Origin of the sequence: Jidongwangia harbinensis, from assembly GCF_020216025.1 — a bacterium.
GTDB classification, from domain to species: domain Bacteria; phylum Actinomycetota; class Actinomycetes; order Mycobacteriales; family Micromonosporaceae; genus Actinoplanes; species Actinoplanes harbinensis.
In genome coordinates this window covers 97,736-122,824 of sequence record NZ_JAIWNC010000026.1, presented here as the reverse complement: position 1 = coordinate 122,824, position 25,089 = coordinate 97,736, and the positions used below count along the sequence as shown (strand labels likewise).

The window sequence follows — 25,089 nt, the reverse complement described above, 5'->3', positions numbered from 1 at the left end:
CTGCACCATGGGCGAACACCATGGGCCGGATGGGCCGGACCCAATGCGTAGCGCGGCCGTCGACGACGCCGCGCAAGCGCTGCTGGCCGCCTGGGACGCGGCCCGGGAGCAGGCCACGCCGCGTCTCTCCTCGCCGCAGCTCAACGCGCTGCTGGTGGTGGAGCGCGCGGAGGGCATCAACCTGCGCGGGCTGGCCGGGCAGCTGGGCATGATTCTGTCATCGGCCAGCCGCCTCTGTGACCGGTTGGTGGCCTCCGGGATGATCGAGCGGGTCCCCGGGCGGGCCGACCGCCGGGAGATCGCGCTGTTCCTCACCCCGTCCTCCCGGCATCTCCTCGACGACCTGCGCCGGACCCGGCGCCGGATGATCGGCGAGGTGCTGGAGCGGATGTCGCCGGCCGGGCGGGCGGCGCTGGTGCGCGGGCTGGGCGAGTTCGCCGCCGCGGCCCAGCCGCCGGACGAGGCCGAGGCGGCCCGGACCGCCTAGACCCCGTCAGGTACGCCCGGCGCCGCTGAGCCAGGTGGCGGGGTCCTCGAGGACACTCCGGATGACCGCGTCCGCCGCGCCCCGCATCGCCGCGTCCGCACCCAGCGCCGCGGCCCGCAGCGTGATCGGTGCCAGTTCCGCGGTGAGCACGTGCCGGCGCAGCTCCGCCGCGATTCCGTCGCGCAGCCACGGCACCAGCGGCGCGTAGCTGCCGCCCAGCACCAGCGTGTCGACGTCGAGCAGGTTCACCACCCCGGCCAGCGCGAGGCCGAGCGCGGACGCCGCCTCGCCCAGGGCCGGGGCGGCGGTGGCGTCGATGTCGGTGAGTTCGGTGACGCCGGCGGCGCGCAGGATCGCCTCCTGTCCGGCGTACCGCTCCAGGCAGCCGCGGGCGCCGCAGCGGCACTCCGGGCCGTCCGGGTGCACCGAGAGGTGCCCGATCTCGCCGCTCCAGCCGCGCATGCCGCGGTACAGCACGCCGTCCAGCACGATCCCGGCGCCGATCCCGATCTCACCGGAGATGTAGACGAAGCTCGGCCCGCCGGTGGTCCGCAGTTCGCTGAGCGCGGCCAGGTTCGCCTCGTTGTCCACGGTGACCGGCACGCCGAGCTGCTCGCGCAGCAGTGCCGCGGCGTCCACGTCCTGCCAGCCCAGGTTGGGCGCCACCCGGACCACGCCGTCCGGCGAGACCAGCCCGGGTACGGCCAGCGCGGCACCGGCCAGGCGCAGGTCGCCGGCGAGCGTCCGGGCGCGCCGGGCCAGGCGGGCGAGGTGGCCGAGCGCGGTCGGCGGGTCGCTGAGCCGCTGGTCGGCGTGCTCCACCAGCCGGTGCCGGACAGTGCCGCCGAGGTCCACCACGCACGCCGCCAGGTAGTCGACGTTGATTTCCATGCCCAGCCCGGCCGGTCCCTCCGAGGCCAGCGCGAGGCCGGCCGCGGGACGGCCGGCGCCGGTGCGCGGCGGCGGGTCCAGCTCGGTCAGCAGCCCGCCCGCGATGAGGTCGTCGACGAGCGCCGAGACGGTCGCCCGGGTGAGGCCGGTGGCCGCCGAGATGGACGCCCGAGACAACGGATTTGCGCTGTTCGCGACGGTTTGCAGCGCCAGCGCGAGATTATGGGCTCGCACGCTCGACTGACGCACCGGCGCAGCGGAGGAGGCCAGGATGCGTGCGGTCACGGTCTTGACAATGCCACACCGCCACCAAATAATTCAACCAATAAACAAATCGCAACTGTTACGTGGAGGTAACCGTGTCGGTACAGCCCACGCGCGAGGACAAGTTCTCCTTCGGCCTCTGGACCGTCGGTTGGGTCGGGCGCGACCCGTTCGGTGAAGCGACCCGCGCCCCGCTGGACCCGATCGAGGCCGTGCACAAGCTTTCCGAGTTCGGCGCCTATGGCATCACGTTCCACGACGACGACCTCGTCCCCTTCGGTTCGGACAACTCGACCCGCGACGGGATCATCGCCTCGTTCAAGAAGGCCCTCGAGGAGACCGGCCTGGTGGTGCCGATGGTGACCACCAACCTGTTCACCCACCCAGTGTTCAAGGACGGCGGCTTCACCAGCAACGACCGCGGTGTCCGGCGCTACGCGATGCGCAAGGTGATGCGCCAGATGGACCTGGCCGCCGACCTGGGCGCCCAGACGCTGGTGCTGTGGGGTGGCCGCGAGGGCGCCGAGTACGACGTCGCCAAGGACGTCTACAACGCGCTGGAGCGGTACCGCGAGTCGCTGAACCTGCTCGCGCAGTACTCCGAGGAGCAGGGCTACGGCCTGCGCTTCGCCATCGAGCCCAAGCCCAACGAGCCCCGCGGCGACATCCTGCTGCCCACCGCCGGCCACGCCATCGCGTTCGTGCAGGAGCTGGAGCGGCCCGAACTCTTCGGCATCAACCCCGAGGTCGGGCACGAGCAGATGTCGAACCTGAACTTCTACCAGGGCATCGCGCAGGCGCTGTGGCACAAGAAGCTGTTCCACATCGACCTGAACGGCCAGCACGGACCCAAGTTCGATCAGGACCTGGTCTTCGGCCACGGCGACCTGCTCAACGCGTTCGCGCTGGTCGACCTGCTGGAGAACGGGCCGATCGGCGGCGGACCGCTGTACGAGGGCCCGCGGCACTTCGACTACAAGCCGTCCCGCACCGAGGACTACGACGGCGTGTGGGAGTCGGCCAAGGCGAACATGCGGATGTACCTGCTGCTCAAGGAGCGCGCCCAGGCGTTCCGGGCGGACCCCGAGGTGCAGGAGGCGCTGCGCGCCAGCAAGGTGCTCGACCTGGAGACGCCCACGCTGAACCCGGGCGAGACGTACCAGGACCTGCTGGGCGACCGCAGCGCGTTCGAGGACTTCAACGCGGACGCCGCCGGCGAGCAGGGTTACCACTTCGTACGCCTGCACCAGCTCGCCATCGACCACGTCCTGCGGGCGCGGTGACCGCATGCCCCTCGTAGCCGGTATCGACTCGTCCACCCAGTCCTGCAAGGTGGTCATCCGGGACGCCGAGACCGGGAAACTGGTCCGGCAGGGACGGGCGAGTCACCCGGACGGCACCGAGGTGCATCCGGACGCCTGGTGGACCGCGCTGCAGCAGGCCATCGAGGAGGCCGGCGGCCTGGACGACGTCGCCGCCGCCTCGGTGGCCGGGCAGCAGCACGGCATGGTGGTGCTGGACGAGACCGGTGCGGTGGTACGCCCGGCGCTGTTGTGGAACGACACCCGCAGCGCCGGCGCCGCCGCCGACCTGATCGACGACCTGGGCGGCGGCGACGTGGGCCGGCAGGCCTGGGTGGACGCGGTCGGGATCGTGCCGGTGGCCAGCTTCACGTTGACCAAGCTGCGCTGGCTGGCCCGGACCGAACCGGAGAACGCCGCCCGGGTGGCCGCGGTGTGCCTGCCGCACGACTGGCTCACCTGGAAGCTCAGCGGCGCCCGCGGCCTGGACGCGCTGCGCACCGACCGCAGCGACGCCAGCGGCACGCTGTACTGGTCGGCGGCCACCGATCAGTACCGTCCCGACCTGCTGGAACTCGGCTTCGGCCGGCGGATCGTCACCCCGGAGGTGCTCGGTCCGACCGGCATCGCCGGACACCTGCCCAACGGCGCCCCGCTCGGGCCGGGGGCCGGCGACAACGCCGCGGCCGGTCTCGGTGCCGGCGCGGCCACCGGCGACGTGGTGGTCTCCATCGGTACGTCCGGCACGGTCTTCGTCGCCAGCGACGTCGCGCCGAACGACCCGACCGGGACGGTGGCCGGATTCGCGGACACCACCGGCCGGTTCCTGCCGATCGTGGTCACGCTCAACGCCGCCCGGGTCCTGGACGCCGCCAGCAAGCTGCTCGGCGTCGACCACGACGAGCTGTCCCGGCTGGCCCTGTCCGCTCCGGCGGGCGCGGACGGGCTGGTGCTGATCCCGTACCTGGAGGGCGAGCGCACGCCGAACCGGCCGAACGCCACCGGCGCCGTGCACGGCCTCACGTTGCGGACGTCGGACCCGGCGCACCTGGCCCGGGCCGCCGTCGAGGGCATGCTGTGCGCCCTCGCCGACGGCCTGGACGCCCTGGTGCAGAACGGCGCGGCGGCCAACCGGATCGTCCTGGTCGGCGGCGGCGCACGCAGCGAGGCGGTCCGCCGCATCGCTCCGGCGCTGTTCGGCCTGCCGGTCCTGGTGCCACCGCCGGGGGAGTACGTCGCGGACGGCGCCGCACGTCAGGCCGCGTGGGTGGCCATCGGCGGGGACGCGCCGCCGGCCTGGTCGGCCGAACCCCCCGAGGTGTACGAGGACACCAGCGTCCCGTTGATCCGGGGGCAGTACGCCGCGGCCCGGGACGCCGTGATCGACCGCACCGACCGCTAACCTCGACCCCGTGGCAGCCCGGGGTGGTACGGCGCATCGCGTCTACAGCGTGATCGTGTTCGTTGTCCTGGCCTCGCTGGACAACGTCGCGATCGGCCTCGTACCACCCCTGTACGGCAGCATCGGTGCCGACTTCGGCGTCGGCGAGGGCCACATCGCGCTGGCCACCACGGTGATGTTCCTGCTCAGCGCGGTCGCCGCGGTCGGCTGGGCGTACGCCGGGGACCGCACCAACCGCAAGCCGGTGCTGATCGCCGGCACGCTGCTCTGGGTGGCCGGCACCGCCTGGTCCGGCCTGGCCGGTGACTACCCGAGCTTCCTGCTGTCCCAGGTGCTCGCCGCGGTCGGGCTGGGCGGCGTCGCCTCGGTGAGCTTCGCGGTGGTCAGCGACCTGGTGTCGCCGCGCCGCCGTGGACTGGTGATGAGCTTCTGGGGACTGTCCCAGGGGGTCGGCACGATCGCCGGCACCCTGGTCGGCGGGCTGCTCGGCCACGACGACTGGCGTCGGCCGTTCCTGGTGACCGCGCTGGCCGGCCTGGTCGCCACGGCGGCCTACCTGCTGACCTACGACGTGCCGCGCGGCCACAGCCAGCCCGAGCTGGCCGGCGTCACGTACGACGAGCGGATCCACCGCGACGACCTGCCGGTGATCCTGCGCCGGCGTACCAACGTGTGGTTGATTTTGCAGGGCCTGTCCGCCCAGGTGGCGTTCGGGTCCCTGGTGTGGCTGCCGGTGCTGTTCCGGTCGCGGGCCGAGGACCAGGGCTATTCCGCGGGTACGGCGGTGCTGGTGGGCAGCGTGTTCGCCACCCTGTTCCAGCTCGGCGGCGCGCTGTCGATCCTCGGTGGACTGGTCGGCGACCGGCTGCAACGGCGTACCCCGCGGGGCCGGGCCCTGGTCTCGGCGGTCGGCGTGCTGGCCGCCGTGCCGTTCTACGTGGTGCTGTTCTTCGTGCCGATGCGGATCGACGTGCCGGACGGCGCCGGCTCGGCAGCGGTGATCCGGGCCGTGCTGACCGACGTCTTCACCGAGCCCACGGTCGGCGCCTGCCTGGCCATCGCGGTGTTCGCGCTGGCGCTGACGTCGGCGAACTCGCCGAACTGGTTCGCCATGATCGCCGACGTGAACCCGCCCGAGCACCGCGGCACCGTCTACAGCCTGGGCAATCTAGTCAACGGCGTCGGCCGGGCCGGCGGCAACGCGCTGGTCGGTGTCGTGTTCCGGGGCCTGGCGTCGGCGTTCCCGCCGCCGCTGAACTACGCCGTCGGCCTGGCCGCCTTCCAGTTCTTCTTCATCCCGACCGGCGTGATGTTCTGGCTGGCCGGGCGCACCGTGGCCGCGGACATGGCGGACACCCACGCCGCCCTGCTGGCGGCCCGCCGGTCAGCCGACCCAGACCGTGACGTCGGTGGGGACCCGGCCGTCGGCGTCCAGCGGCTCGCTGGACACCAGGACCTCGCCCCCGACCGGTAGCTCCACCGCCGCGTCGGAGAAGTTGGTCAGCACGGTGACCTCGCCGATCCGGAACGCCAGCACGTCGGCCGGCGCGTCCATCCAGCTGAGCGCGGCGCTGCCGAGTCCGCGCTCGCGGCGCAGGCGCAACGCCGTGCGGTACAGCTCGTAGGTGGAACCGGCCACCCCGCGCTGCCGGTCGAGGGCGTACTCGGCCCAGCTCGCCGGCTGCGGCAACCAGCTGGCGTCGGACGGCCCGAAGCCGTACGAGGGGGAGTCCGCCTCCCACGGGATCGGCACCCGGCAGCCGTCCCGCCCCCGCTCGGTGTGCCCGGACCGGAACCAGGCCGGGTCCTGCCGGTACTCGTCCGGCATCGTGGTGTGCTCCGGCAGCCCCAGTTCCTCGCCCTGGTAGAGGTACGCCGACCCGGGCAACGCCAGCATCTGCAGGGTGGCCGCGCGGGCCCGGCGCAGCCCCAGCGCGGTGTCCGGCTGCGGGTCGTCGACGCCGATGCCGTGCCTCCGCGCCTCGCCCACCGGATAACCCAGGCGGGTGGCGTGCCGGACCACGTCGTGGTTGGAGAGCACCCAGGTCGTGGTGGCGCCGACCGCGTCGTTGGCGGCCAGCGACTGCTCGATGACCTTGCGGAGCGGCTCGGCGGACCACGGCGTGTCCAGGTACTCGAAGTTGAACGCCTGGTGCATCTCATCCGGCCGCACATAGCGGGCCAGCCGCTCGGCCGGCTTCACCCAGGCCTCGGCGACCAGAATCCGACCACCGGGGTACGTGTCCAGCACCGACCGCCACTGCTGGTAGATCTCGTGCACCTCCTCCTGGTCCCACATCGGCGGCGGCGGTCCCTCCTGACCCAGGCCACCCAGGATGGCGCTCGGATAGTGCCAGTCGACGAGGTCCCGGTCCTTGATCAGGCCGTGCGCGACGTCCACCCGGAAGCCGTCCACGCCCCGGTCCAGCCAGAACCGCAGCACCGACTCGAACTCCGCGCGTACCTCCGGGTCGGCCCAGTTGAGGTCGGGCTGGGTCACGTCGAACAGGTGCAGGTACCACTGGCCGTCCGGCACCCGTTCCCAGGCCGGGCCGCCGAAGACACTGCGCCACGAGTTGGGCGGCTCGTCGCCACCCGGTCCGCGGCCGTCGCGGAAGATGTACCGGTCCCGTTCCCGGCTGCCCGGTGCGGCGGCCAGCGCGGCGGCGAACCAGGCGTGCGCGCTGGACGTGTGGTTGGGCACCAGGTCGACCAGCACCTTGAGGTCGAGGGCGTGTGCCTCGGCGATCATCGCGTCGGCGTCGGCCAGCGTGCCGAACCGGGGATCGACCGAGCGGTAGTCGGCGACGTCGTACCCGGCGTCGTGCTGCGGGGACGGGTAGAACGGCGACAACCAGACCGCGTCCACGCCGAGGTCGCGCAGCGCGCTCAGGCGGCCGGTGATGCCGGGCAGATCGCCCATGCCGTCGCCGTCACGGTCCGCGAAGGACCGGGGATACACCTGGTAGATGACCGCGTCGCGCCACCACTGCGAACTCTGCTCCATGCGTTTCAGGCTATCCGTCCAGGATCGCGGCAAACCTCTCCTCGGCGAGGTCCAGTTGATCCAGGATGTGCTCCCGGGCCGGCGTCGACAGCGGCGTGTCCGGACGTCCGACCAGCTCACGCAGCGCCGGCACCAGCGGGCGGTACTTGGTCGCGGACCGGAACGCCTTCTCATACGTGGTGTGGATGACACCGACCCCGTTGTCGGTGAAGTCGGACACCTTGATGACCCGGGCCCACGGATCGCGGTCCAGGCTCTCCGTGACGTGCATCCGGTACTGCTCGTCCCGGTCGCGGTCCGGGTCGTACTCCGGATTGGTCACCGACCGGACCAGTTCCGCCACCCGCGGGTTGAAGCGCCGGGCCAGCTCCGCGATCGCCCCCTCGGTCAACTCGGTGTGCGTGCCCGAGTCCCGCCCGGCCAGCTCGGCCGGGTGGTCCTCCACCGCATCGTGCAACAGCGCCGCGATCAGCACGTCCACGTCCCGCACGGCGTAGTACCGCATGATCCGGATGGCGACCCGGAGGCAGTGGTTGAGGTACGGCTCGCGCACCCGCCGGTCGTCCGCGTGCAGTGTGGCGGCCAGCTGCAGCGCCTCCTCCAGCCGCGCCCGGTCGGCCGGCGGGAAGTCCGCCAGCTCCAGCAGGAAGCGCTCGCGGAGGCCGGGCTCGCCGTACACCTCGGTGATCGCGTGCAGCGGCATCGACAACAGCATCCTGGGCGCCATGCCGATCAGGTATACCGGACCGGAGGGCGGCGTGGGTCTCGGGTCAGGAACCGGTCGCCGGCTGCAGGTCCTCCTCGACCCGGGGCCGGACCGGAATCGGGCGCGGCGACGGCCGGGTACCCGGCGCCCGGCGCATCGCCATCAGCGACGCCTGCTTGAGCGACCACGGGTGCTCGGCGTGCACCCCACGACGCGGTACGCCCGCACCGTCGGTGAACTCCTCCTCGGTCATCGCCTGCAGCGCGCTCATCGCCACCCCGATGATGGTGGCCGCGGTGATCAGCGTGATCGGCACGATCATCAGCAGCGGCCGCATCCCGTCCACGTTCCCGGGACCGAGGCCGGCCTCCACCTGCATCGCCGCCATACCGGTGTAGTGCATGCCGCACACCGCCACCGCCATCAGCACCGCCGCGCCGGTGACCGGGACCCAGCCCTCCACGGACACGGCGAACCACAGGGCCGCGGTGGCCGCCCCGATCGCGATCACCGCGGACGCGGCGACCAGCGCCGGACGGTAATGCGTGGCACCGGACACGTGCATGGCCTGCATGCCGGTGTAATGCATGGCGAGCACGCCGCTGCCGGTGAGGACGCCGGCCACCAGGGTCTTCGGCAGGCTGCGCCGCCCGTGACCGACGACCATCAGGCCCAGGCCGACGGTGACGATGGAGAGGCCGAGGCTGATCACGGTGAGCTTGATGTCGTACCGGACCGGGCTGGCCGGCACGTCGAAGCCGAGCATCGCGGTGAAATGCATGAGCCAGACGGCGCCGCCGCCGATGGCGAAGGCCGCGATGATCAGCCAGCGGTTACGCCGGCCGCGGGTCCGTGCGGACCGCGCCCGGACCGTGCAGAGCAGCCCCAGGAACGAGCCCAGGAAGGCCAACAGGAAGGCGGCCGTGGGATTGAACGGTCCATAGGTGAAGTGATGCACTTCCGCCACTGCTGGCGCACCTCGCGAACATCGTGGGACCCGCGGATGCGGATCGTTCGCAAGCATTGAGCCAGAAAACCGACGAAAGCTATCGCACCCGGTGTGCGGTCCGTGACCGTTCGTTGCCGCCGAGCGACTGTTGCCGCATGCAAAGAACCGGGGCCACCGTACCGTCACCTGCCGGGCAGATGGCGATACGGCAACCCCGGTTCGTCTCGACGGGACCGGCCGGGGGACTGGCCGGAGTGGACGATGCCGGTGGGTGCCAGCGGAGGGATCAGGTGAAGATGCTGACGCCGCCCGGGCCGACGAGCAGGCCCACGATGATCAGCACGACCCCCCAGAGGATCTGCCGCCGGAACAGCGCGAGAATGCCGGCGACCACGAGGATGACTGCGAGAATCCAGAGCACTAGGTCCATGCGAGTCAGATACCCGGAGCCGCAAAATCGGAAACACAGGTTCGCTTCGATCTTCCTGACCAGGTCGTATGTGGACCGGGCACCGCCGCACCCGCCCCGGGCGGAACACCGCGGTAGTCAACGGGCGCAGCGTGGGTGTACCAGGTGATCTCAGTAGGGCTGGCAGCCACGACCCCGCCTCGGTGGTACACCAGCGTGGTTATCGGGTGCCCATGACGACGTCGGTGTACCACTGGAGCGCTCCACTGGTACACCAACGTGGTTATCAGGTCAGCGTGACGACACTGGTGTGCCACTGAGATGTGTGCGGCACCGGTGCGTTCGGGCGGTACGGGCAACGCCGAGACGAAGGTCGCCACACAAGGAGACCGGCCCCGCTCCGTGAGCGGGGCCGGTGCCGAGTGGCTCAGGGTGTCAGGCGTTGACCAGGTTCTGGTCGGACAGCAGCTGGTACACGTTGTAGGCCTGCTTGATCACCGGGTGGGCCACGTTGCGGACCGGCACGCCGCCGGGGGTGCGTCCGCGTTCCGACCCGGCGTGGGCGTGGCCGTGCAGCGCCAGGGTGGTCGGTGCCGCGTCGATCGCCCGGCCCAGCTGGTAGCAGCCCAGGAAGGGGTAGATCTCCAGCGGCTCGCCGACCAGAGTGTCCGGCACCGGGGAGTAGTGGGTGAGCGCCACCAGGGCGTCGCAGTCGGCCACGTCCAGCAGCGCCGCCTCCAGGGTGGCCGCGATCTCTTCGGTGTGGCCGACGTACGCCTTCATCTCGCGCTCGCCGAAGTTGCTGGCGCACGCACCGGCGAAGCCGCCGCCGAAGCCTTTCACCCCGGCCACGCCGATCCGGTGGCCGTGCAGGTGCAGGACCGTCGAGTTGCCCTCGAGCACGGTGAGGCCGGCGTCGGTGAGCACCTGCGCCACGTCGTCCTGCTGGTCGCTCTGGTGATCGTGGTTGCCCAGCACCAGCACGACCGGCACGCCCAGCCCGCCGAACTCGGTGGCGAAGCACTTGGCCTCCTCGACGGTGCCGTGCCGGGTCAGGTCGCCGGCGATCAGCAGCGCGTCGGCCACGTCGGGCAGCTGGTCCAGGGCCGGCCGGTACCGGCCGACCACGTCCTTGTCGACGTGGACGTCGCCCACGGCGGCGATCCGGATCATGAAATCTCCTCCACCTCGTTGGGCGCCTGGGTCCGGGTGATGCCGATGTCGCAGGCGATCTCGACGTCCGGGAAGTGCGTGGTGATCTGCCGGCAGATCTCGTCGCGTCGCTGCGGGCTCTCCACGTCGCCGCCGAGGATCAGGATGTTGTCCCGGCGCTGCACGGTGATGCCCTGTTCGGCGATGCGGCCGTGTTCGGTCAGCAGGCGCTGGATCTCGGCTTCCAGGTCGACCTGGTTCGTCATCTCATCCCCCCACGGTCATGGTGGTTTCTCCCGCCAGCGGCACGACGTCGAGGCGGTCCAGCAGCACCAGGAACACTTCCGCGTACGGTGATTTCGTGGTCTCCCGGCGGACCCGGTCCCAGTCGATCTGTTCGCGCAGCGAGCGGGCCAGCGGCAGGCCGGTGGCGAAGTCGCAGTAGTGCTGGGTGTAGCTGAGCAGCTTGTGGATCATCAGCTGGGTCGCCGACAGCACCGGCATGTTGATCGCCTCGACCGGGCGCATGACGACGTCCTTCAGCGTGTCGTCGGTGACCGGCGACTCCACCGGGCGGTAGATGAGGTCCACCATCCGGCCCTCGTCGAACACCTTGACCAGCCAGTCCTCCGGCGGCTGTTCGACCGTGAAGCCGACCGCGGCCAGTTCCTCCAGGGCCCGTTCCTTGTCCTGCTCCCGGAGCAGGAAGTCGACGTCGTGGTCGCTGGAGTAGCCGCCGTGTGCGTACGCCGCGAAACTGCCGCCCAGAGCGAACGGGATCTCGGCCTGTTTCAACACGGAGGCGACCCGCTTCAGCGTGGTTGCCAGGCCCTCGTCCACCCGGTGCGGCATGGCTGATCTCCCTGGGTCGGTCGGCGACGGTGCGATGTGACGACTACCCTTGCGCCCGCACCTTCACACCCGCGACACCCGCTCAGGCGGGAGGATTCGCCCGCCTTACCCCTATTCTGGTACGCGGCATCGTCCGATCGCCGGAGAACCCTACGTGACGATCGGCGGTACCGTTGGTGGGTATGGTTCCCCCGTCGCAGGTCCGCCCCGCCGCCCCCGGCATGCCGCCCCGTGCGCCTCGCCGCCCGGTGCGCACCATGGCGCTGGTCGGCATCGACGGCTCCGGCAAGACGACCCAGGCACACCTGTTGGCGGACGCGCTGGTGGCCCGCGGGCTGCCGGCCGCCTACCGGCGTAACGCGGGTGGCCGGCGCTGGTTCGGCCGCCTGGCCACCGCCGTCGGCCGGCGTGACGCCGAAGATCTGCTGGGCCGCCGGCTCATGCTGTTCGTCGAGTCGGTGCTGCGCTGGCTGGCGATTCTCCGCACGCTGCTGCGCCGCGCCGTCACCCGGGAACTCACCGTCATGGACCGGTACGCGGTCTGCCAGTACGCGAGCCTGCGGGCCCGTGGCGCCGGCCCGGCCGCCGAGCGCCGCGCCCGCCTGGCCTACCGCTGGTTTCCCCGGCCGGACGTGACGGTCCTGCTGGCGGTGGACCCGGCGGTGGCCTACGACCGGATCGAGGCCCGGGGGTACGACCACGAGGACATGACCTACCTGGAGGCGGCCTCGGCGGCCTACCGCTCGCTGCCCGAGTACGCCGACTTCGTGGTGGTCGACGCCAACGGCACGCTGGCCGAGGTCGCGGTCCGCCTGCGGAACGCGGTGGAGCCGTATCTGCCGGTGGGGCCCGCGCCGCGCCGGCTGCCGGCCGCGCTCGCCCGCACCCGGGCGCTGGTGGTGGCGTTCGGCGCGCTGCTGGCCGGCATGGCCGCACTCGGCTACCAGCTGATCGAGGTGTTCTAGGCCCGCGTCGCGGGGGGTGCGGGCCGGGTGCCGGATCGGCGCGGTCAGGCCCGGCCGTAGACCGGGACGGTGGCGCCGCTGGTCGGCGCGGACGCGTCGCCGGCCAGGAACCGGATCACCCGGGCGATCTCGTCCGGCGACACCCAGCGGGACGGGTCCGCGGACGGCTGCGCGGCCCGGTTCGCCGGTGTGTCGATGATGCTCGGCAGGACCGTGTTGCAGCGCACTCCGTGCGGCCGGTACTCGGCCGCGACCGCGTTGGCGAACGCCAGCACCGCCGCCTTCGCGGTGATGTATCCGGCGGCGCCCGGGAACGGCGCCACGGCCGCCCGGGACGACACGCAGACCACCGAGCCGCCGCCGTCCATCAGGTGCGGCAGGGCCGCCGCGGTCACCAGGTAGGTGGGCCGCAGGTTCACCCGCAGCATCGCCTCGAAGTCGTCCACGCCGGTGGTGTGCACCGGTCCGCTCGCCGCGTACCCGCCGACCAGGTTGATCACCGCGCGCAGGGGCGCTCCGGGCGTACCCGCCGCGGCCGCCACCGCGGTGCGCACGTCCTCCGGGGAGGTGAGGTCCGCCTCCACGGCGACGGCTCCGGCGGGCAGCCGGTCCGCACTGCCGGGACGGATCGGGGCCACCACCCGCCACCCGTCGGTAACGAAAGTGCGAACGACGGCGGCGCCGAGGCCGCCGGTTCCTCCGGTGATGACTACGCTGCGTTCCGCCATGGATGCACCGTAGCGCCCGACGGTGGCTGTGCTTTTCGTCACGTCGGGAGATCGATGCCGGCGGTGTCCGGCACGCGGGCGTCACCCGTCCGTGGGTCCCCCGGATGGGCGAGTGAACTGCGCCGCAGCGTGCCGCATTGTGTCTGTGATCGGAGTTCCGCGGCCGTGACTTGCGCAATCCGCGTGGCAATCGGGTCAGGACGGGCGGCAACCGGTCGATCCTGCACGTGAACCCAAACGGCTACCGGGCCGTACTGGGTGGTGACGGACGTCGCAGCCCCAGTCGTGATGCCCGTCGCTGTGAGGGATGGGAACCGATGGTGTTATGAGAGTCGGGCGAAGGGTATGCGTCTCTGTATGCATCCAGCGCCGGGTGCGGCTCCGAATGCTTCAGTGAGGGCCTCTTCAGTAAGTATGCACGCGGCTCTCAGCTAGCGCTCAGGCATTCGTGACACTTTCGACTCACCAACCGGAATCAGTGCAGGGCGCGATCTGTTGTTTACAGGTGTCAGCAACCGCAACGCACGATCTGCTGACGTTACGGGAGGGCTGATGGACACAGGTATTGCCCGTAACAGGGTTAGTGAAGGCAATGAGGGGACCGTGGGCAACGTGGAGAAGAACACCGTGATGCGGACCGATGAGGTCGCCGAGGAGCGCGACCTCGTCGGAGTCTACCTGCACGAGATCTCCCGGACGCCGCTGTTGGACGCCGCCCGAGAGGTTGATCTCTCCAAGGCAATCGAGGCCGGTCTCTATGCCGAGCACCTCCTCGAGGAGGGAACCGTCCGCCGCGGCATCAGCCGGGAGGAACTGGAGCGCCTGGTCGTCGAGGGTCAGCGGGCGAAGGACCTGTTCATCCGGGCGAACCTGCGACTCGTCGTGTCGATCGCCCGCCGGTACGTGCGCTCGGGCATGCCGATGCTGGACCTGATCCAGGAGGGCAACACGGGCCTGGTCCGCGCCGTGGAGAAGTTCGACTACGAGCGCGGCTACAAGTTCAGCACCTACGCCACCTGGTGGATCCGCCAGGCGATCAGCCGGGCGATCGCGCAGCAGGAGCGCACCGTGCGCCTGCCCGTGCACCTCGTCGAGGACGTCAACCGGATGCGCAACGTCACCCGCCAGCTGGTGCGTGAACTCGGCGCCGACCCGGAACCGGAGCAGATCGCGAAGGCGCTCGGCGTGACCGTGGAGCGCGTCAACGAGCTCACCCGCTGGGCCCAGGACACCGTGTCGCTGGACACGCCGGTCGGCGACGACGGCGACACCAACCTGGGCGACCTGGTTGCCGACAGCGACGCGCCGTCGCCCGAGGAGATCGTGCTGACCGCCCTGGAGCGGCAGCGCATCGAGGGCCTGCTCAACCACCTCGACGACCGGTCGGCGGGCATCATGCGCGCCCGCTACGGGCTCGAGGACGGGCGGGAGCACTCGCTGACCGAGGTGGCGTCGCGGTTCTCGCTGTCCCGCGAGCGCATCCGCCAGCTGGAGATCCAGGCGCTGGGCCGGCTGCGTGAGCTGGCCCGGGCCGAGGGCCTGCAGGCGGCCTGATCCACCGTACGCAAAAGGGCCGGTTCCCCACCGAGGGAACCGGCCCTTGACGCTGCCCGGCTATCTCACCCGGCCGTAGCTGTGCGGCGTCATGATGTCCATGTCCCGCTTCTTCACCGGCTGACCGGCGCGCGAGGCATCGATGATCTGGCCGCCACCGACGTACAGGCCGACGTGTTTGAGACTGCGGTAGAACACCAGATCGCCCGGTTGGAGATCGGAGCGGCTGATCCGGATGGTGGCGCTGTACTGCGCGGAGGCTTGGTGGGGCAACGACTTGCCACCCTTGTTCCACGCCGCCATCGTCAGACCGGAGCAGTCGTACGTGTTGGGTCCGGCGTCGCCGAATCCGTACATCTTGCCGATCTGGTTGTAGGCGAAGCTCACCGCCTTGCCGGCCGAGCCGGGGATGGACGGGATGTCGCCGGTGTACCGGCTGCCCTTTTCGGTGGGCGAGCCGTACGCGGCGGTGCGCATCTTGTACAGCTTCTTGAGGTCCGCCTGGATCTTCTTCTTGCGCTTGTCCAGCTCTTTGGCCTCGGCGTTCTGCTTCGCCCTGGTGGCCTCGAGGGCGGTCTGCCGCTCCCGATAGGTCTTCGTGGTCTCCAGGTACGCGTTGATCTCGCGCTGCCGGGTGCGCGACATCTGCTCGACGACGCTCATCCGTTCGAGCAGGCTCCCGGGACCCTCCAGGATGACGTTCACGGTGCCTACCTGGCCGCCCTTGTAGGCGGAGGCGGCGATGACGCCGAGCTGGGCGGCGGCCGCGTCGTGTGCCTTCTTGGCCGGCGCGATCGAGGCGGCGAGTTTCTTCTCGTCCGAGGCCGTCTTCTTCAGGCTGATGCGCAGCTTGTTGTACGCCTCGGTGACGTCCTCGAGGTCGTCGGACGCCTTGTCGATCTTCTTGTTGATCTCATCCTTGGACGGGGCCGCGTGGGCCGCCGTCATGGTGCCTCCGGAGATCGCGACCGCCAGGACGGCGACCACCAGGGCCCGGAGCCTCGTGCGGGCGTGTGACAACGGTATGTGGCCTTTCTTCCGCTATGGCCGCCTACCGGGTTAGCTGACAGATTCGGGCGGGAAGAAGGCCCTACCGCGCGAGCGCGGATTCACCTCAGTAACTCGGTGGGTCCCCGGTTCGCCGGGCGTCGCGGGCGTCGGCCCGGGGGGTGGGCCCACGTCGCGCCGCCTCGGTGATTCGGCAGCATCGACCCGGCGCCACGTCAGTGCGATGGCTGCGGACCGGATCAACCGCATCAACTTATCGATGTTCGGAATTAGCGCAAGAGGCGGGGTAGTGACTTGCACCAATAGCGTGAGTCATCCGAATGATCCCGATAACGCGGAGCTATTGCGAGGTTTCGTAGCGTCACATAAACGCGACAAAAAGAGTTGACCGGACTATTCGACTAGGGCCGGCTCCCGGTTGCCCACCCAGGTCCGGGTGACCTTGCGTTCCGCCCAGAACGACAGGAACGGAACCGTGCCGGCCAGCATCACCAGCGCCATCCGCCCCAGCGACCAGCCCGCCCGGCGGCCCAGGTCGAACGTCAGGACCAGGTAGACCATGAACAGGAAGCCGTGGAACGGGCCCACCGCCGCGACCACGGTGTCGTTGTCGCCTAGGTACTTGAGCGGCATGCCGACCACGACCAGCGCAATCAGGACCACGCCGACGATCCAGGCGATGATCCGGTATCGGGTGAGGGCTCCCTGCACGATCCACGTCCTTCTGGTCTGTTCGTCGCTGCGGCGTTACCGGGCGGGGCCCGGATAGTCGGCCGGTCCGGCGCCGGGGTGGGCGGCCAGCCAGGCAAGATAATCGTTGTACGCGTCCAGTTCCGGGTCGGTGCCGGTCGCCGGGGCCGCTCGGCTCGCCACCCGGATCGGGCGGCCGATGCCCACCGGAGCGTCCGGGTCCGGTGCGGCCGGCGGCGGCGCGACCGGCTGCCCGGCCCGGTGCTCGTGCTGCACCTCGCGGATCCAGAGGAACACCACGAACCCCGCGAAGACCGGCCACTGGAACGCGTAACCCCAGCTCAGCGAGTTGCCGTCGGCGGCGCGGGTGTACTGCCACCAGCCCAGTCCCAGAAAGCCGCCGGTGAGCACGAGCGCGACCGCGTGACGTGCGATCCACGCCGGGGTCAACAGCCCTTTCATGCCCCGAGCGTACCGGCGCGGGTTTGGCATCGGCCCGCCCGGGCAACCGTGCTGGCACAGGGTTATCGCGCTTGAGAGGTGCGGGAGGTACGACATGGCCGAGGACGGCGACGACGTGATGGTCTCCGAGACGGGCATCGACCCGGCCGGGCTCGCCGACGACGATCTGTTCCGCGAACTGGGCAGCCTGCACCGGACCCGGCTGCACACGCTGCGGCACGGTCCGGACGCGGCGCTGGAGAACCACTTCCGGCGGACGGCCGAGCTGGAGGCCGAGTATCTGACCCGGTTCCCCGGCCGGGAGGTCGACCCGAGCCGTCTGACCCAGGACTTCTGAGGAGAACTCCGATGCTGCGATCCGTCCGGGCCGGGCTCACCGGTCTGCGCAAGGCGTACGCGCCGCACGAGCACCGACCGCTGGACGGCTACGTGGTGGCGATGGGCGGATTCGGCGTCCTGGCCGCCAGCCTGGCCGCCGCGGCGAAGGTCACCGGCAAGCCGGTGCCGGACCGCCCGTCGGCCCAGGACGTGGTGCTGATCTCCCTGGCCACGCACAAGGTGAGCCGGTTGATCGCCAAGGACGCGGTGACCAGCCCGCTGCGCGCGCCGTTCACCCGGTACGCCGAGCCGAGCGGCGCGGCCGAACTCAACGAGGAGGTACGCGATCAGGGCAGCTCGATCCGCCACTCGATCGGCGAACTGATCACCTGCCCGTTCTGCATGGCCGTGTGGGTGGCCACCGGCTTCACCGGCGGGCTGGTGCTGGCGCCCCGGCTCACCCGGCTGGCCGCGACCGCGATGACCGCGGTGGCGGTGTCCGACTTCCTCCAGATGGCGTACAGCATCGCCAAGGAGGCGGCCGAGGGCGACGGCCCCGAGCCGGAGGAGTCCGAGCCGGAGGAGTCCGGATCCGCGCCGGCGCTGAACGGGCGGAGCCCGGCCCAGGCCTGAGCCGACGAGAACGGCCCCGGCGCGGACGCCGGGGCCGTTCTCGTACGTATGGGGTGGACTTACGGCGGGCCGTCGGAGTCCATGCCGCTCCATCCCTTCGGGCTCTCCGACTCGGCGTCGTCCCGTTCGCCGGGGATGGTCTTGTCCACCACCGTGTCGGCGTGCTCGGACGCGAAGTCGCTGTCGCCGTCCGTGACGTCCTCGTCGCCGAACGCCTCGAGGTGCTCGTGCTGGGTCATGGTGTGGCCTCCGGTCGTCAGGGAAGTGTGCGCAGTGCCTCGGCCGCCTCGTCCTGGGCGTACTCGCCCTCGGGCAGGGCGTCGATCCGGGTCAGCGCGGTCGCCGGCAGGTCCGCGGCCAGGGCGCCGCGCTGCAGGTCGGCACTGGTCAGGCGCTCCTGGCCGACGTAGGCGTCGTCGAGGAACTCGTCCAGTACGCGGAAATCGTCACTCACGGCAGGTCGTCTACCCGCAGTCCGGCTGGGCAAACGATCGGTGTGGCCTGGGTCACATCGGCTGATGGAATCGCGGCGGGGCGCCGACAGTTGTGACGGGTGTCGGTGTGTCCAGTGTCCCCGGGCCTCACCCATTGCCTTCACGGAATACCGTTCGGCTGGAGCCGTGTTGAGCCACTCGCCGCGAGGCGACATGCACACCGACACCCTGCGCCGCCTCCGATCCCGGGGGCGGCGCACTTGTTGGCCCGCACCGGTTACCTCGCACCCGTTCGGGTATGCCGATCACCATGACCGAAGAGAACGACGACCGGGTCGGGCAGCGCGCGGCCGACCTGTTGCCCGAAGAGCGTGTCACCGGCAGCGAAGACCCGAAAGCGCAGGCGGAGGCCATTCTGGCCGACTCCGACGCCCGGGAGGCGGACCTGGAGGCCGCGCCGGACTCGTTCCTGGAACACCGCACGTCGGCCCAGACGGTCATACCGGGAGAAGGCGCCCGGTAGTGCACATGGCTTCCATGCCGGCCGCCGACCATGGCAGTATCCGTCGGGTGTCTGCCCCGCAACGGCGCTCCGGGCGACTGGTCACGCGCCGCGTCCCGCCGGTGACCGAGCAACCGGCATTCCCGTTGACGCAGTTCGTGGTGCGGCCGCCCGGCGGCGGACTGCACGCGGTCGAACTGGCCGCGCAGCTGCATGAACTCTCCGTCCAGCTGCTCACCGCCGACGGCGTCGGCCAGGCGCTGGACCGGCTGGTCACCTTTGCCGCCGTCGCGGTGCCCGGGGCGCTGCGCTGCTCCGTCGTGCTGATCGGCGACGGCGAACCGCTGACCCGGGCCGCGGCCGGTGCCGGTGCCGGTGCCGAGAAGCTCGACGACCTGCAGTACACGCTGGGCCACGGTCCCGGTCTGGAGTCGGCCCGGACCCGGTCCCTGGTCACCGTGCCCGACCTGGCCGCCGACACCCGGTGGCCGGACCTCGCCGCATGCGCCCGCGCCGACGGGGTGGGTGCGGTGGCGGCCGTTCCGCTGGACGTGCCGCGCTCGTCCGTCGGCTCGCTCAGCGTGTACCTGGCCGAGCCGGGCGGCGCCGACCCGGAACTGCTGATCACCATCATGGCGCTCAGTAATCAGGCCGAGGTGCTGCTCGGCGAGTTGCGCCGGCGCGAGGCGCACAGCGAGGGTGCGATCGTCGACCGGGCGGTCGGCGTGATCATCGCGCAGCGCGGGTGCGGCGTGCACGAGGCGTACGACGTACTCCAGGAGACCTCGCAGCGGCTCGGCCTGGACCGGCGCGCGGTGGCCGAGCGGCTGATCGCCGCCGCGGCCCGCCGCGGCGACTCCGCAACCGGTTAACCGGTTGACGGTGCCGGGCCGGCGGTGGCACCGTCGGCGCATGGCCGATGCCACCCGACACCCCGTTTGACCTGGTCGGCGCGATGCCGCCGCCGCCCGTGTCGCCCGCCGTCTGTACGCGGTCCGGGCCTGCGAGGACGGTGTGCTCCTCTACCCGGTGTACGTGCTGCTGTTCGCGGACGCCGGACTCTCCACCGGCCAGATCTCGTCACTGTTCGTGCTCTGGTCCGCGGTGTCGTTCACCTTCGAGGTGCCCTCCGGCGCCTGGGCGGACACCTGGTCCCGCCGCCGCCTGTACACCCTCGGCGCGCTGCTCACCGCTGCCGGGTACGCCACCTGGACGCTGTGGGCCACGTACCCCGGCTTTGCGCTGGGTTTCGTGCTCTGGGGTCTGGGCGGGGCGCTCGCCTCGGGCACGCTGGAAGCCCTGGTCTATGACGAGCTGGCCGCGGCCGGGGCCACCGACCGGTATCCCCGCATCGCCGGTCGCGGCGGCACGGTCGCGATCCTGGCCATGCTGGTGGCCACGACGGCCGCCGCGCCGGCCTACGCCTGGGGCGGCTATCCGCTGGTCGGCGCGCTGAGCGTGGCCGTCACCGCGGCGGGCGGACTGCTCGCGCTGGGGTTCCCGGAGACGCCACGTCAGCAGGACGCGGACGAGTACGGCGGCGTGCGGGGTTACGCCGACACGTTGCGGGCCGGTCTGCGCGAGGTGCGGGGGAGCCGCCGGGTGGCGTGGGCGGTGGCGATCGGCGCTCTGGTGCCGGGCTTCACCGCGCTGGACGAGTACCTGCCGCTGCTGTCCCGGGCCGCGGGTGCGCCGACCACCCTGGTGCCGCTGCTGTTCGCCCTGCCGGCCCTGGCCATGGCGGTCGGCAGCGCGCTCGCCGGGCGCTGGGCCGCGATCTCCCCGGCCGGGCTGTCCGGGCTGCTGGCCGCCGCGGCCGTGCTGCTCGCGACCGGAGCGCTGAGCCGGCACCTGGCCGGGATGCTGCCGATCGCGGTGGCGTTCGGCCTGCTGCAGTTCGCCATCATCGTGACCGAGACCCGCCTGCAGGACGCGATCGGCAGTGCCACCCGGGCCACCGTGCTGTCGGTGAGCGGGTTCGCATCGGAGGTGGTCGCGGTCGGGCTGTACGGGTTCGTCGGGGCCGGCGCGGCGGTGGCGCCGGTGGCGGTGCTGTTCGCCCTGCTGGCGGTGCCGTTGCTGGGCACGGCGGCGGCGGTGCGGTGCCGCCTTCCGCGCACCGACCCGGCGCACCGGACGTGACGCGGCCGGCTCAGTCGCCGGTCCGCTGGACCACCTCGAACTCCAGCAGGCCGGCGCCGGACGCCACCGGGCGGCTGCGTTCGCCCGCGTGGGCCTGCCGGCCGGAGCCCGCCGACCAGGCCTGGTAGGCGTCCTCGGACTCCCACCGGGTGTACACGAAGTACCGGGTCTCGCCGGCCACCGGGCGCAGCAGCTCGAACGCGAGGAAGCCGGGGGCGCTCTCCACCGCGCCCTGGCGGGCGGCGAAACGGCGTTCCAGCTCGGGTCCGCCGCCCTCGGGCACATCGATCGCGTTGATCTTCACAACAGCCATGCCGCCACGCTACTGCGCGGCGGCATGGCTGCGGTGCGGGCGGGGCCGGTGGTCAGCCGCGCCCGGGACGGTCCGCGGCCGCGGGCAGGGCGTCCGCCGGGCCGCCCGTGGTCTCCACCGGCAGCGCGTTCGCGGCGGCGCCGGCCGCGGCGTCCTCCAGGCGCTGCTGCTGCGCGGAACGCATGGACAGCGGGATCTCCGGCAGGAAGAAGACCACCACGAGGCCGACCACCATGACCGCGAGCGCCAGCAGGTACACGACCTGGATGCCGTCGGAGAAGCCGACCTTGAACGGGTGCGCGATTGCGTCCGGCAGGCCGCTCAGGAACGAGGTGTCGTTCAGGTCACCGCCCCCGGCGAGGCCGGACGGTGGCTGCACCCCGGCCGTCCGGTACGCGTCCCCGATCTTGTCGGGCAGCACGTTGAACAGCACGGACAGGAAGATCGCGGTGCCCAGCGTGCCGCCCATGCTGCGGAAGAACGTCACCGAGCTGGTGGCCACGCCGATCTCCCGCGGAGAGACCGCGTTCTGCACCGCGGTGATCATCGGCTGCATGTTGCCGCCCAGGCCGAGACCCATCAGCAGCATGATCAGCATGGTCCGCCAGAGCGGGGTGTCGGCGCCGATGGTGGCGAACAGGCCCAGCGCCGCGGCCATCAGGACGCTGCCCACGATCGGGAAGATGCGGTACCGGCCGGTGCGGGCGATGAGCTGACCCGCCACGATCGAGCCGGCCATGATGCCCAGCACGAACGGGATCATCTGCAGCCCGGCGACGGTCGGCGAGGCACCCTTCACGATCTGCAGGTACAGCGGGACGGTCATCAGGCCACCGAACATGGCCATGCCGAGGATGGTGCTGGAGGCGGACCCGACCGCGACCGTGCGGTTGCGGAACAGCCGCAGCGGCAGCAGCGCCTCGTCCTTGTACGCCCGCTCGGCCAGCAGGAACGCCACCAGGCCGACCGCGCCGATGACGTAGCAGAGCAGCGCCCGGCCGGAGCCCCAGCCCCAGTCGCGGCCCTGCTCGGCCACGGTGAGCAGCGGCACCAGGCCGACCACCAGCGCGATCGCGCCGGGCCAGTCGATGCGGTGGTTGGTGCGGGTGTGCGGCAGGTGCAGCACCCGGGCCACCACGATCATGGCGGCGATCCCGATCGGGACGTTCAGGTAGAAGACCCAGCGCCAGCCGTCCACCCAGAGGATGGTGTCCGCACCGGCGAAGAAGCCGCCCAGGATCGGGCCGATCACGCTGGCGGTGCCGAAGACGGCCAGGAAGTAGCCCTGGTACTTGGCGCGTTCCCGGGGCGGGACGATGTCGCCGATGATGGCCAGGGCCAGGGACATCAGGCCGCCGGCGCCGATGCCCTGGATGGCCCGGAACGCGGCCAGTTCGTACATGCTCTGGGACAGGCCGCAGAGGATCGAGCCGACGATGAACACGGCGATCGCGAACAGGAAGAACGGCCGCCGCCCGTAGATGTCGGAGAGCTTGCCGTACAGCGGTGTGGAGATCGTCGAGGTGATCAGGAACGCCGTGGTGGCCCACGCCTGGATGTTGAAGCCCTGCAGGTCGTCGGCGATGGTGCGGGTCGCGGTGGCCATGATGGTCTGGTCCAGCGCGGCCAGGAACATGCCCATCATCAGGCCGATCAGCACCGTGATGACCTGGCGGTGGGTGAACTCCCCGGTGGCCCGGGCGGCCGGCGAACCGGCTGCCGGAGCGGTGGTGGAATTGCTCATGAGGTCTCCCGTGATGCGGTCGAGGGGCTGCGCAGGAGTTCCTCGACGGAGCTGTTGAACAGGGCGAACAGGTCGACGAACGCGTCGACGCGGTCCTCCGGCCAGTCGCTGAGTACGCGGCTGAGCAGCGCGTGGCGTGCCTCGTGCAGGTGGCGGCAGGCGTCGTCGCCGCGGTCGGTGACGGCCAGCCGGGAGGCTCGGCCGTCGGCCGGATCTGCCTCCCGTCGCGCCAGGCCCGCCTTGACCAGTTGCGCCGCCTGCCGGCTGACCGTCGACGGGTCGGCACCCTTGATCTCGGCGAGGTCGGTGATCCGCATCGGCCCGTGGCTGCTCAGCGGGAACAACAGCATCAGCGCCGAGAACTCGGCGCCGAAGTCGCCGGTGCTCATCATCGCCTTGGCACGACCGCCGAGTCGGGCGAATCGCGTCAGCTCACTGGCGAGGCGGGTGGTGCTGTCCGGTTCCACGTTCGTTCCGTCCGTTGCCTGGGGTCGACGACTAGATGCGTGCAGCCTACAACTAGTTGGTTGATGAACGTAGTGTGTTCCGCATCTCCCACACGCCGGTGACCAGCGTCTCCGCGTCCTCCAGGGCGGCCGGCACCGGTACCGGATACTCCGCCAACCGGTCGAACAACCGAGACGGGAAGTACCCACGGCCGGGGTCGCCAACCAGCACGCGGGCGTCCCGGTCCCGGGCCGCGCGCAACAACCCGGTCATCTCGCCGGCCACCCGGGGGCTGTAGAACACGTCCCCGGCCAGCACCACGTCCGGCTCCGGCACGGCTGCGGCGAGCGTGACGCCGTTGGCCGTGGCGTTCCGCCGCGCGGCGGCCACCGCGGCCGGATCCACGTCCTCCGCGCCGACCTCGGCGGCACCCGCCCGGGCCGCGGCGATCGCCGCCACCCCGGAGCCGGTCGCCAGGTCCAGGACGCGCCTGCCGCGGACCGCCTCGGGGTGGTCGAGGAGGAACCGGGCCAGCGCCTGCCCGCCGGCCCAGACGAACGCCCAGAACGGCGGCGGCTGCTCGCTGCGGAACTCGCCGCCGGTCAGATCGAACAGCCCCACCGACCGGTCGGCCAGGTGCAGGGAGATCTCCGGAGCCAGGGGTACGGGTACCAGTGCGGTCGCGATCACGGCGCGATTGTCGTCCCTCCCGGGACCGGTCGCGTCCGATATGAGTCGTGTCACGTTGTGCTTGGTGGGTGGAATGTCCGCGGGCCGCCGGGGCCAGGTGAGACGCGCCGCAAAAGGGGCAGATAACCCTCCACGGTGGTCGGAGGTCCGCCCCGGCGCGCACCGGTGCATCTCGCCATGGAGCGCCAGCAATGCAAGGATGTCCCGCGCCGCCCCGGTCGGCGGTGAGGGGGTCACTCCGCCGAAAGACCTGTTACCCCAACCGGTCGGCCTCATCCGCCCGGCGGGCGTACCGGCCGATCGGTGCCGCCTCGCGGACGGGATTCGACTGTTAATACGGCGGGAAAACGCAGTGCGCAACCATAGACTTCGGCGACTGTTCTAGGGAGGTGGCGAATGGGTGACACGGCGATCACCGTGCTCGTCGTAGACGGCCACCAGACCTTCGTGGATGTTCTGGGCGAGGCGCTGCGGGGCCAGCCCGACCTGAGCTACGTGGGGCACGCCCGGACCGGGCAGGAGGCTTTGCACCTGGTCGCCGAGCTGCGACCGGACGTGGTCCTGCTCGACCCGGAGCTGTCCGACACCGACGGCATCGCCATCGCGGAACTGATGCGCCACCGCTGGCCGGACACCCGGGTGGTGGTGCTGACCGCCAGCAACGAGGCCGCCCTGGTGGGGCGCGCCACCGCGGCCGGTGCGGCCGGCTTCCTGACCAAGAACGGCCCGCTCGGCGACGTGCTGAACGCGGTGCACACGGCGCACGGCGGCGGCATGACGGTCTCCACCGACATCCTGGCCCGGCTGCTGCGCAGCACCGCGCCGGTGGTCGGCCCGCGTCCCGGCGGCCTGACCGCGCGTGAACACGAGGTGCTGGAGCTGATGGCCGCCGGGCTGGACCCGCGCGCCATCGCCCGGCGGCTGGGGATCAGCGTGCACACCTGCCGCGGGCACGTGAAGGCGCTGCTCGCGAAGCTGGGCGTGCACAGCCAGCTGGAGGCCGTCGCGGCGGCGCGCCAGCGGGGCCTCATCCAGTAGC

30 protein-coding genes and 1 riboswitch are annotated in these 25,089 nt (G+C 71.3%); of the genes, 12 read left to right on the top strand and 18 right to left on the bottom strand.

Features of this window, described 5'->3' with window-relative positions:
- Positions 1-43 precede the first annotated feature (43 nt).
- Complete coding sequence (locus LDL48_RS28830; protein WP_225258373.1) at positions 44-487, top strand: MarR family winged helix-turn-helix transcriptional regulator; 444 nt, start codon at positions 44-46, stop codon at positions 485-487.
- Positions 488-493: 6 nt separating this feature from the next.
- Here LDL48_RS28830 and LDL48_RS28825 read toward each other — a convergent pair whose 3' ends face one another.
- Positions 494-1,663, bottom strand: coding sequence for an ROK family protein (locus LDL48_RS28825; RefSeq protein ID WP_225258372.1), 1,170 nt, complete (start codon positions 1,661-1,663; stop codon positions 494-496).
- A gap of 74 nt (positions 1,664-1,737) precedes the next feature.
- On the opposite strand from LDL48_RS28825, the gene xylA reads away from it, so the two are divergent.
- Genes xylA through LDL48_RS28810 form a run of 3 tightly spaced genes read left to right on the top strand, consistent with a single transcriptional unit; the run spans position 1,738 to position 5,819 of the window.
- A complete protein-coding gene (gene xylA / locus LDL48_RS28820; RefSeq protein ID WP_225258371.1) occupies positions 1,738-2,925 on the top strand; it encodes a xylose isomerase in 1,188 nt (395 codons plus the stop codon).
- 4 nt (positions 2,926-2,929) lie between these two features.
- Entirely contained in the window at positions 2,930-4,345 is a 1,416-nt protein-coding gene (xylB, locus tag LDL48_RS28815) for a xylulokinase (RefSeq protein WP_225258370.1), read from the top strand.
- 10 nt (positions 4,346-4,355) lie between these two features.
- Positions 4,356-5,819 carry an MFS transporter gene (locus LDL48_RS28810; protein WP_225258369.1) on the top strand — a complete coding sequence of 488 codons (1,464 nt, stop codon included), beginning with the start codon at positions 4,356-4,358 and terminating at the stop codon, positions 5,817-5,819.
- On the opposite strand, the gene LDL48_RS28805 is transcribed toward LDL48_RS28810, so the two are convergent.
- The 7 genes from LDL48_RS28805 to LDL48_RS28775 all read right to left on the bottom strand — a co-directional run bounded on the left by LDL48_RS28805 (position 5,730) and on the right by LDL48_RS28775 (position 11,420).
- Entirely contained in the window at positions 5,730-7,352 is a 1,623-nt protein-coding gene (locus LDL48_RS28805) for a glycoside hydrolase family 13 protein (RefSeq protein WP_225258368.1), read from the bottom strand. The two genes, LDL48_RS28810 and LDL48_RS28805, sit on opposite strands and share 90 nt — an antisense overlap.
- A 10-nt stretch (positions 7,353-7,362) precedes the next feature.
- The gene (locus LDL48_RS28800; protein WP_225258367.1) at positions 7,363-8,079 is read right to left on the bottom strand and encodes an HD domain-containing protein; all 717 of its coding nucleotides are present in this window, start codon (positions 8,077-8,079) and stop codon (positions 7,363-7,365) included.
- Between the two features lie 43 nt (positions 8,080-8,122).
- Positions 8,123-9,025, bottom strand: coding sequence for an MHYT domain-containing protein (locus tag LDL48_RS28795; protein WP_225258366.1), 903 nt, complete (start codon positions 9,023-9,025; stop codon positions 8,123-8,125).
- 268 nt (positions 9,026-9,293) lie between these two features.
- Positions 9,294-9,437 (bottom strand): GPGG-motif small membrane protein, encoded by a 144-nt coding sequence (locus LDL48_RS28790; protein ID WP_189080889.1) that lies wholly within the window; start codon positions 9,435-9,437, stop codon positions 9,294-9,296.
- 414 nt (positions 9,438-9,851) lie between these two features.
- Complete coding sequence (locus LDL48_RS28785) at positions 9,852-10,589, bottom strand: metallophosphoesterase family protein (protein ID WP_225258365.1); 738 nt, start codon at positions 10,587-10,589, stop codon at positions 9,852-9,854.
- Complete coding sequence (locus tag LDL48_RS28780; RefSeq protein WP_225258364.1) at positions 10,586-10,834, bottom strand: hypothetical protein; 249 nt, start codon at positions 10,832-10,834, stop codon at positions 10,586-10,588. Before LDL48_RS28780 ends, LDL48_RS28785 begins: the two co-directional genes overlap by 4 nt.
- Position 10,835: 1 nt before the next feature.
- Positions 10,836-11,420 (bottom strand): nucleotidyltransferase family protein, encoded by a 585-nt coding sequence (locus LDL48_RS28775; RefSeq protein WP_225258363.1) that lies wholly within the window; start codon positions 11,418-11,420, stop codon positions 10,836-10,838.
- A 182-nt stretch (positions 11,421-11,602) separates the two neighbouring features.
- Between LDL48_RS28775 and LDL48_RS28770 the strand changes: the two genes are divergently transcribed.
- Positions 11,603-12,385 carry a dTMP kinase gene (locus LDL48_RS28770; protein WP_372472211.1) on the top strand — a complete coding sequence of 261 codons (783 nt, stop codon included), beginning with the start codon at positions 11,603-11,605 and terminating at the stop codon, positions 12,383-12,385.
- Positions 12,386-12,429: 44 nt separating this feature from the next.
- Here LDL48_RS28770 and LDL48_RS28765 read toward each other — a convergent pair whose 3' ends face one another.
- The gene (locus LDL48_RS28765) at positions 12,430-13,113 is read right to left on the bottom strand and encodes an SDR family NAD(P)-dependent oxidoreductase (protein ID WP_225258362.1); all 684 of its coding nucleotides are present in this window, start codon (positions 13,111-13,113) and stop codon (positions 12,430-12,432) included.
- A gap of 552 nt (positions 13,114-13,665) precedes the next feature.
- On the opposite strand from LDL48_RS28765, the gene LDL48_RS28760 reads away from it, so the two are divergent.
- A complete protein-coding gene (locus LDL48_RS28760) occupies positions 13,666-14,667 on the top strand; it encodes a sigma-70 family RNA polymerase sigma factor (protein ID WP_225258361.1) in 1,002 nt (333 codons plus the stop codon).
- Positions 14,668-14,727: 60 nt separating this feature from the next.
- Here LDL48_RS28760 and LDL48_RS28755 read toward each other — a convergent pair whose 3' ends face one another.
- The 3 genes from LDL48_RS28755 to LDL48_RS28745 form a co-directional block, all read right to left on the bottom strand.
- Positions 14,728-15,615, bottom strand: a complete 888-nt coding sequence (locus tag LDL48_RS28755; protein ID WP_225258360.1) for a C40 family peptidase — start codon at positions 15,613-15,615, stop codon at positions 14,728-14,730.
- Between the two features lie 86 nt (positions 15,616-15,701).
- Positions 15,702-15,834: riboswitch (cyclic di-AMP (ydaO/yuaA leader) on the bottom strand.
- Between the two features lie 234 nt (positions 15,835-16,068).
- Entirely contained in the window at positions 16,069-16,386 is a 318-nt protein-coding gene (locus LDL48_RS28750; protein WP_225258359.1) for a DUF3817 domain-containing protein, read from the bottom strand.
- A gap of 36 nt (positions 16,387-16,422) precedes the next feature.
- Positions 16,423-16,827, bottom strand: coding sequence for a hypothetical protein (locus LDL48_RS28745; protein WP_225258358.1), 405 nt, complete (start codon positions 16,825-16,827; stop codon positions 16,423-16,425).
- Positions 16,828-16,921: 94 nt separating this feature from the next.
- On the opposite strand from LDL48_RS28745, the gene LDL48_RS28740 reads away from it, so the two are divergent.
- Both LDL48_RS28740 and LDL48_RS28735 read left to right on the top strand, forming a co-directional pair.
- Positions 16,922-17,164, top strand: a complete 243-nt coding sequence (locus LDL48_RS28740) for a DUF6158 family protein (RefSeq protein WP_225258357.1) — start codon at positions 16,922-16,924, stop codon at positions 17,162-17,164.
- A gap of 11 nt (positions 17,165-17,175) precedes the next feature.
- Positions 17,176-17,778: a DUF1360 domain-containing protein gene (locus LDL48_RS28735; protein WP_372472210.1), complete on the top strand. Its 603-nt coding sequence runs from the start codon at positions 17,176-17,178 to the stop codon at positions 17,776-17,778.
- 59 nt (positions 17,779-17,837) lie between these two features.
- Here LDL48_RS28735 and LDL48_RS28730 read toward each other — a convergent pair whose 3' ends face one another.
- Both LDL48_RS28730 and LDL48_RS28725 read right to left on the bottom strand, forming a co-directional pair.
- Positions 17,838-18,017: a hypothetical protein gene (locus LDL48_RS28730; protein ID WP_225258356.1), complete on the bottom strand. Its 180-nt coding sequence runs from the start codon at positions 18,015-18,017 to the stop codon at positions 17,838-17,840.
- A gap of 17 nt (positions 18,018-18,034) precedes the next feature.
- Positions 18,035-18,232 carry a hypothetical protein gene (locus LDL48_RS28725; protein WP_225258355.1) on the bottom strand — a complete coding sequence of 66 codons (198 nt, stop codon included), beginning with the start codon at positions 18,230-18,232 and terminating at the stop codon, positions 18,035-18,037.
- Between the two features lie 290 nt (positions 18,233-18,522).
- Here LDL48_RS28725 and LDL48_RS28720 point away from each other — a divergent pair, with 290 nt between their 5' ends.
- The 3 genes from LDL48_RS28720 to LDL48_RS28710 all read left to right on the top strand — a co-directional run bounded on the left by LDL48_RS28720 (position 18,523) and on the right by LDL48_RS28710 (position 20,856).
- Complete coding sequence (locus LDL48_RS28720) at positions 18,523-18,735, top strand: hypothetical protein (protein ID WP_225258354.1); 213 nt, start codon at positions 18,523-18,525, stop codon at positions 18,733-18,735.
- Between the two features lie 101 nt (positions 18,736-18,836).
- Complete coding sequence (locus tag LDL48_RS28715; RefSeq protein WP_225258353.1) at positions 18,837-19,586, top strand: GAF and ANTAR domain-containing protein; 750 nt, start codon at positions 18,837-18,839, stop codon at positions 19,584-19,586.
- A gap of 142 nt (positions 19,587-19,728) precedes the next feature.
- The gene (locus LDL48_RS28710) at positions 19,729-20,856 is read left to right on the top strand and encodes an MFS transporter (RefSeq protein WP_225258352.1); all 1,128 of its coding nucleotides are present in this window, start codon (positions 19,729-19,731) and stop codon (positions 20,854-20,856) included.
- Positions 20,857-20,866: 10 nt separating this feature from the next.
- On the opposite strand, the gene LDL48_RS28705 is transcribed toward LDL48_RS28710, so the two are convergent.
- From LDL48_RS28705 to LDL48_RS28690, 4 genes are read right to left on the bottom strand one after another with little or no spacing between them, the layout of a single operon-like run.
- Complete coding sequence (locus LDL48_RS28705) at positions 20,867-21,169, bottom strand: antibiotic biosynthesis monooxygenase family protein (protein ID WP_225258351.1); 303 nt, start codon at positions 21,167-21,169, stop codon at positions 20,867-20,869.
- Between the two features lie 52 nt (positions 21,170-21,221).
- Positions 21,222-22,913: an MDR family MFS transporter gene (locus LDL48_RS28700; RefSeq protein ID WP_225258350.1), complete on the bottom strand. Its 1,692-nt coding sequence runs from the start codon at positions 22,911-22,913 to the stop codon at positions 21,222-21,224.
- Entirely contained in the window at positions 22,910-23,380 is a 471-nt protein-coding gene (locus LDL48_RS28695; protein ID WP_225258349.1) for a MarR family winged helix-turn-helix transcriptional regulator, read from the bottom strand. The genes LDL48_RS28700 and LDL48_RS28695 overlap by 4 nt, the downstream gene beginning before the upstream one ends.
- Before the next feature lie 52 nt (positions 23,381-23,432).
- On the bottom strand, positions 23,433-24,047 hold the full coding sequence (locus tag LDL48_RS28690; protein WP_225258408.1) for a class I SAM-dependent methyltransferase: 615 nt from the start codon (positions 24,045-24,047) through the stop codon (positions 23,433-23,435).
- Between the two features lie 399 nt (positions 24,048-24,446).
- Between LDL48_RS28690 and LDL48_RS28685 the strand changes: the two genes are divergently transcribed.
- On the top strand, positions 24,447-25,088 hold the full coding sequence (locus tag LDL48_RS28685; protein WP_225258348.1) for a response regulator: 642 nt from the start codon (positions 24,447-24,449) through the stop codon (positions 25,086-25,088).
- Position 25,089: the final 1 nt, after the last annotated feature.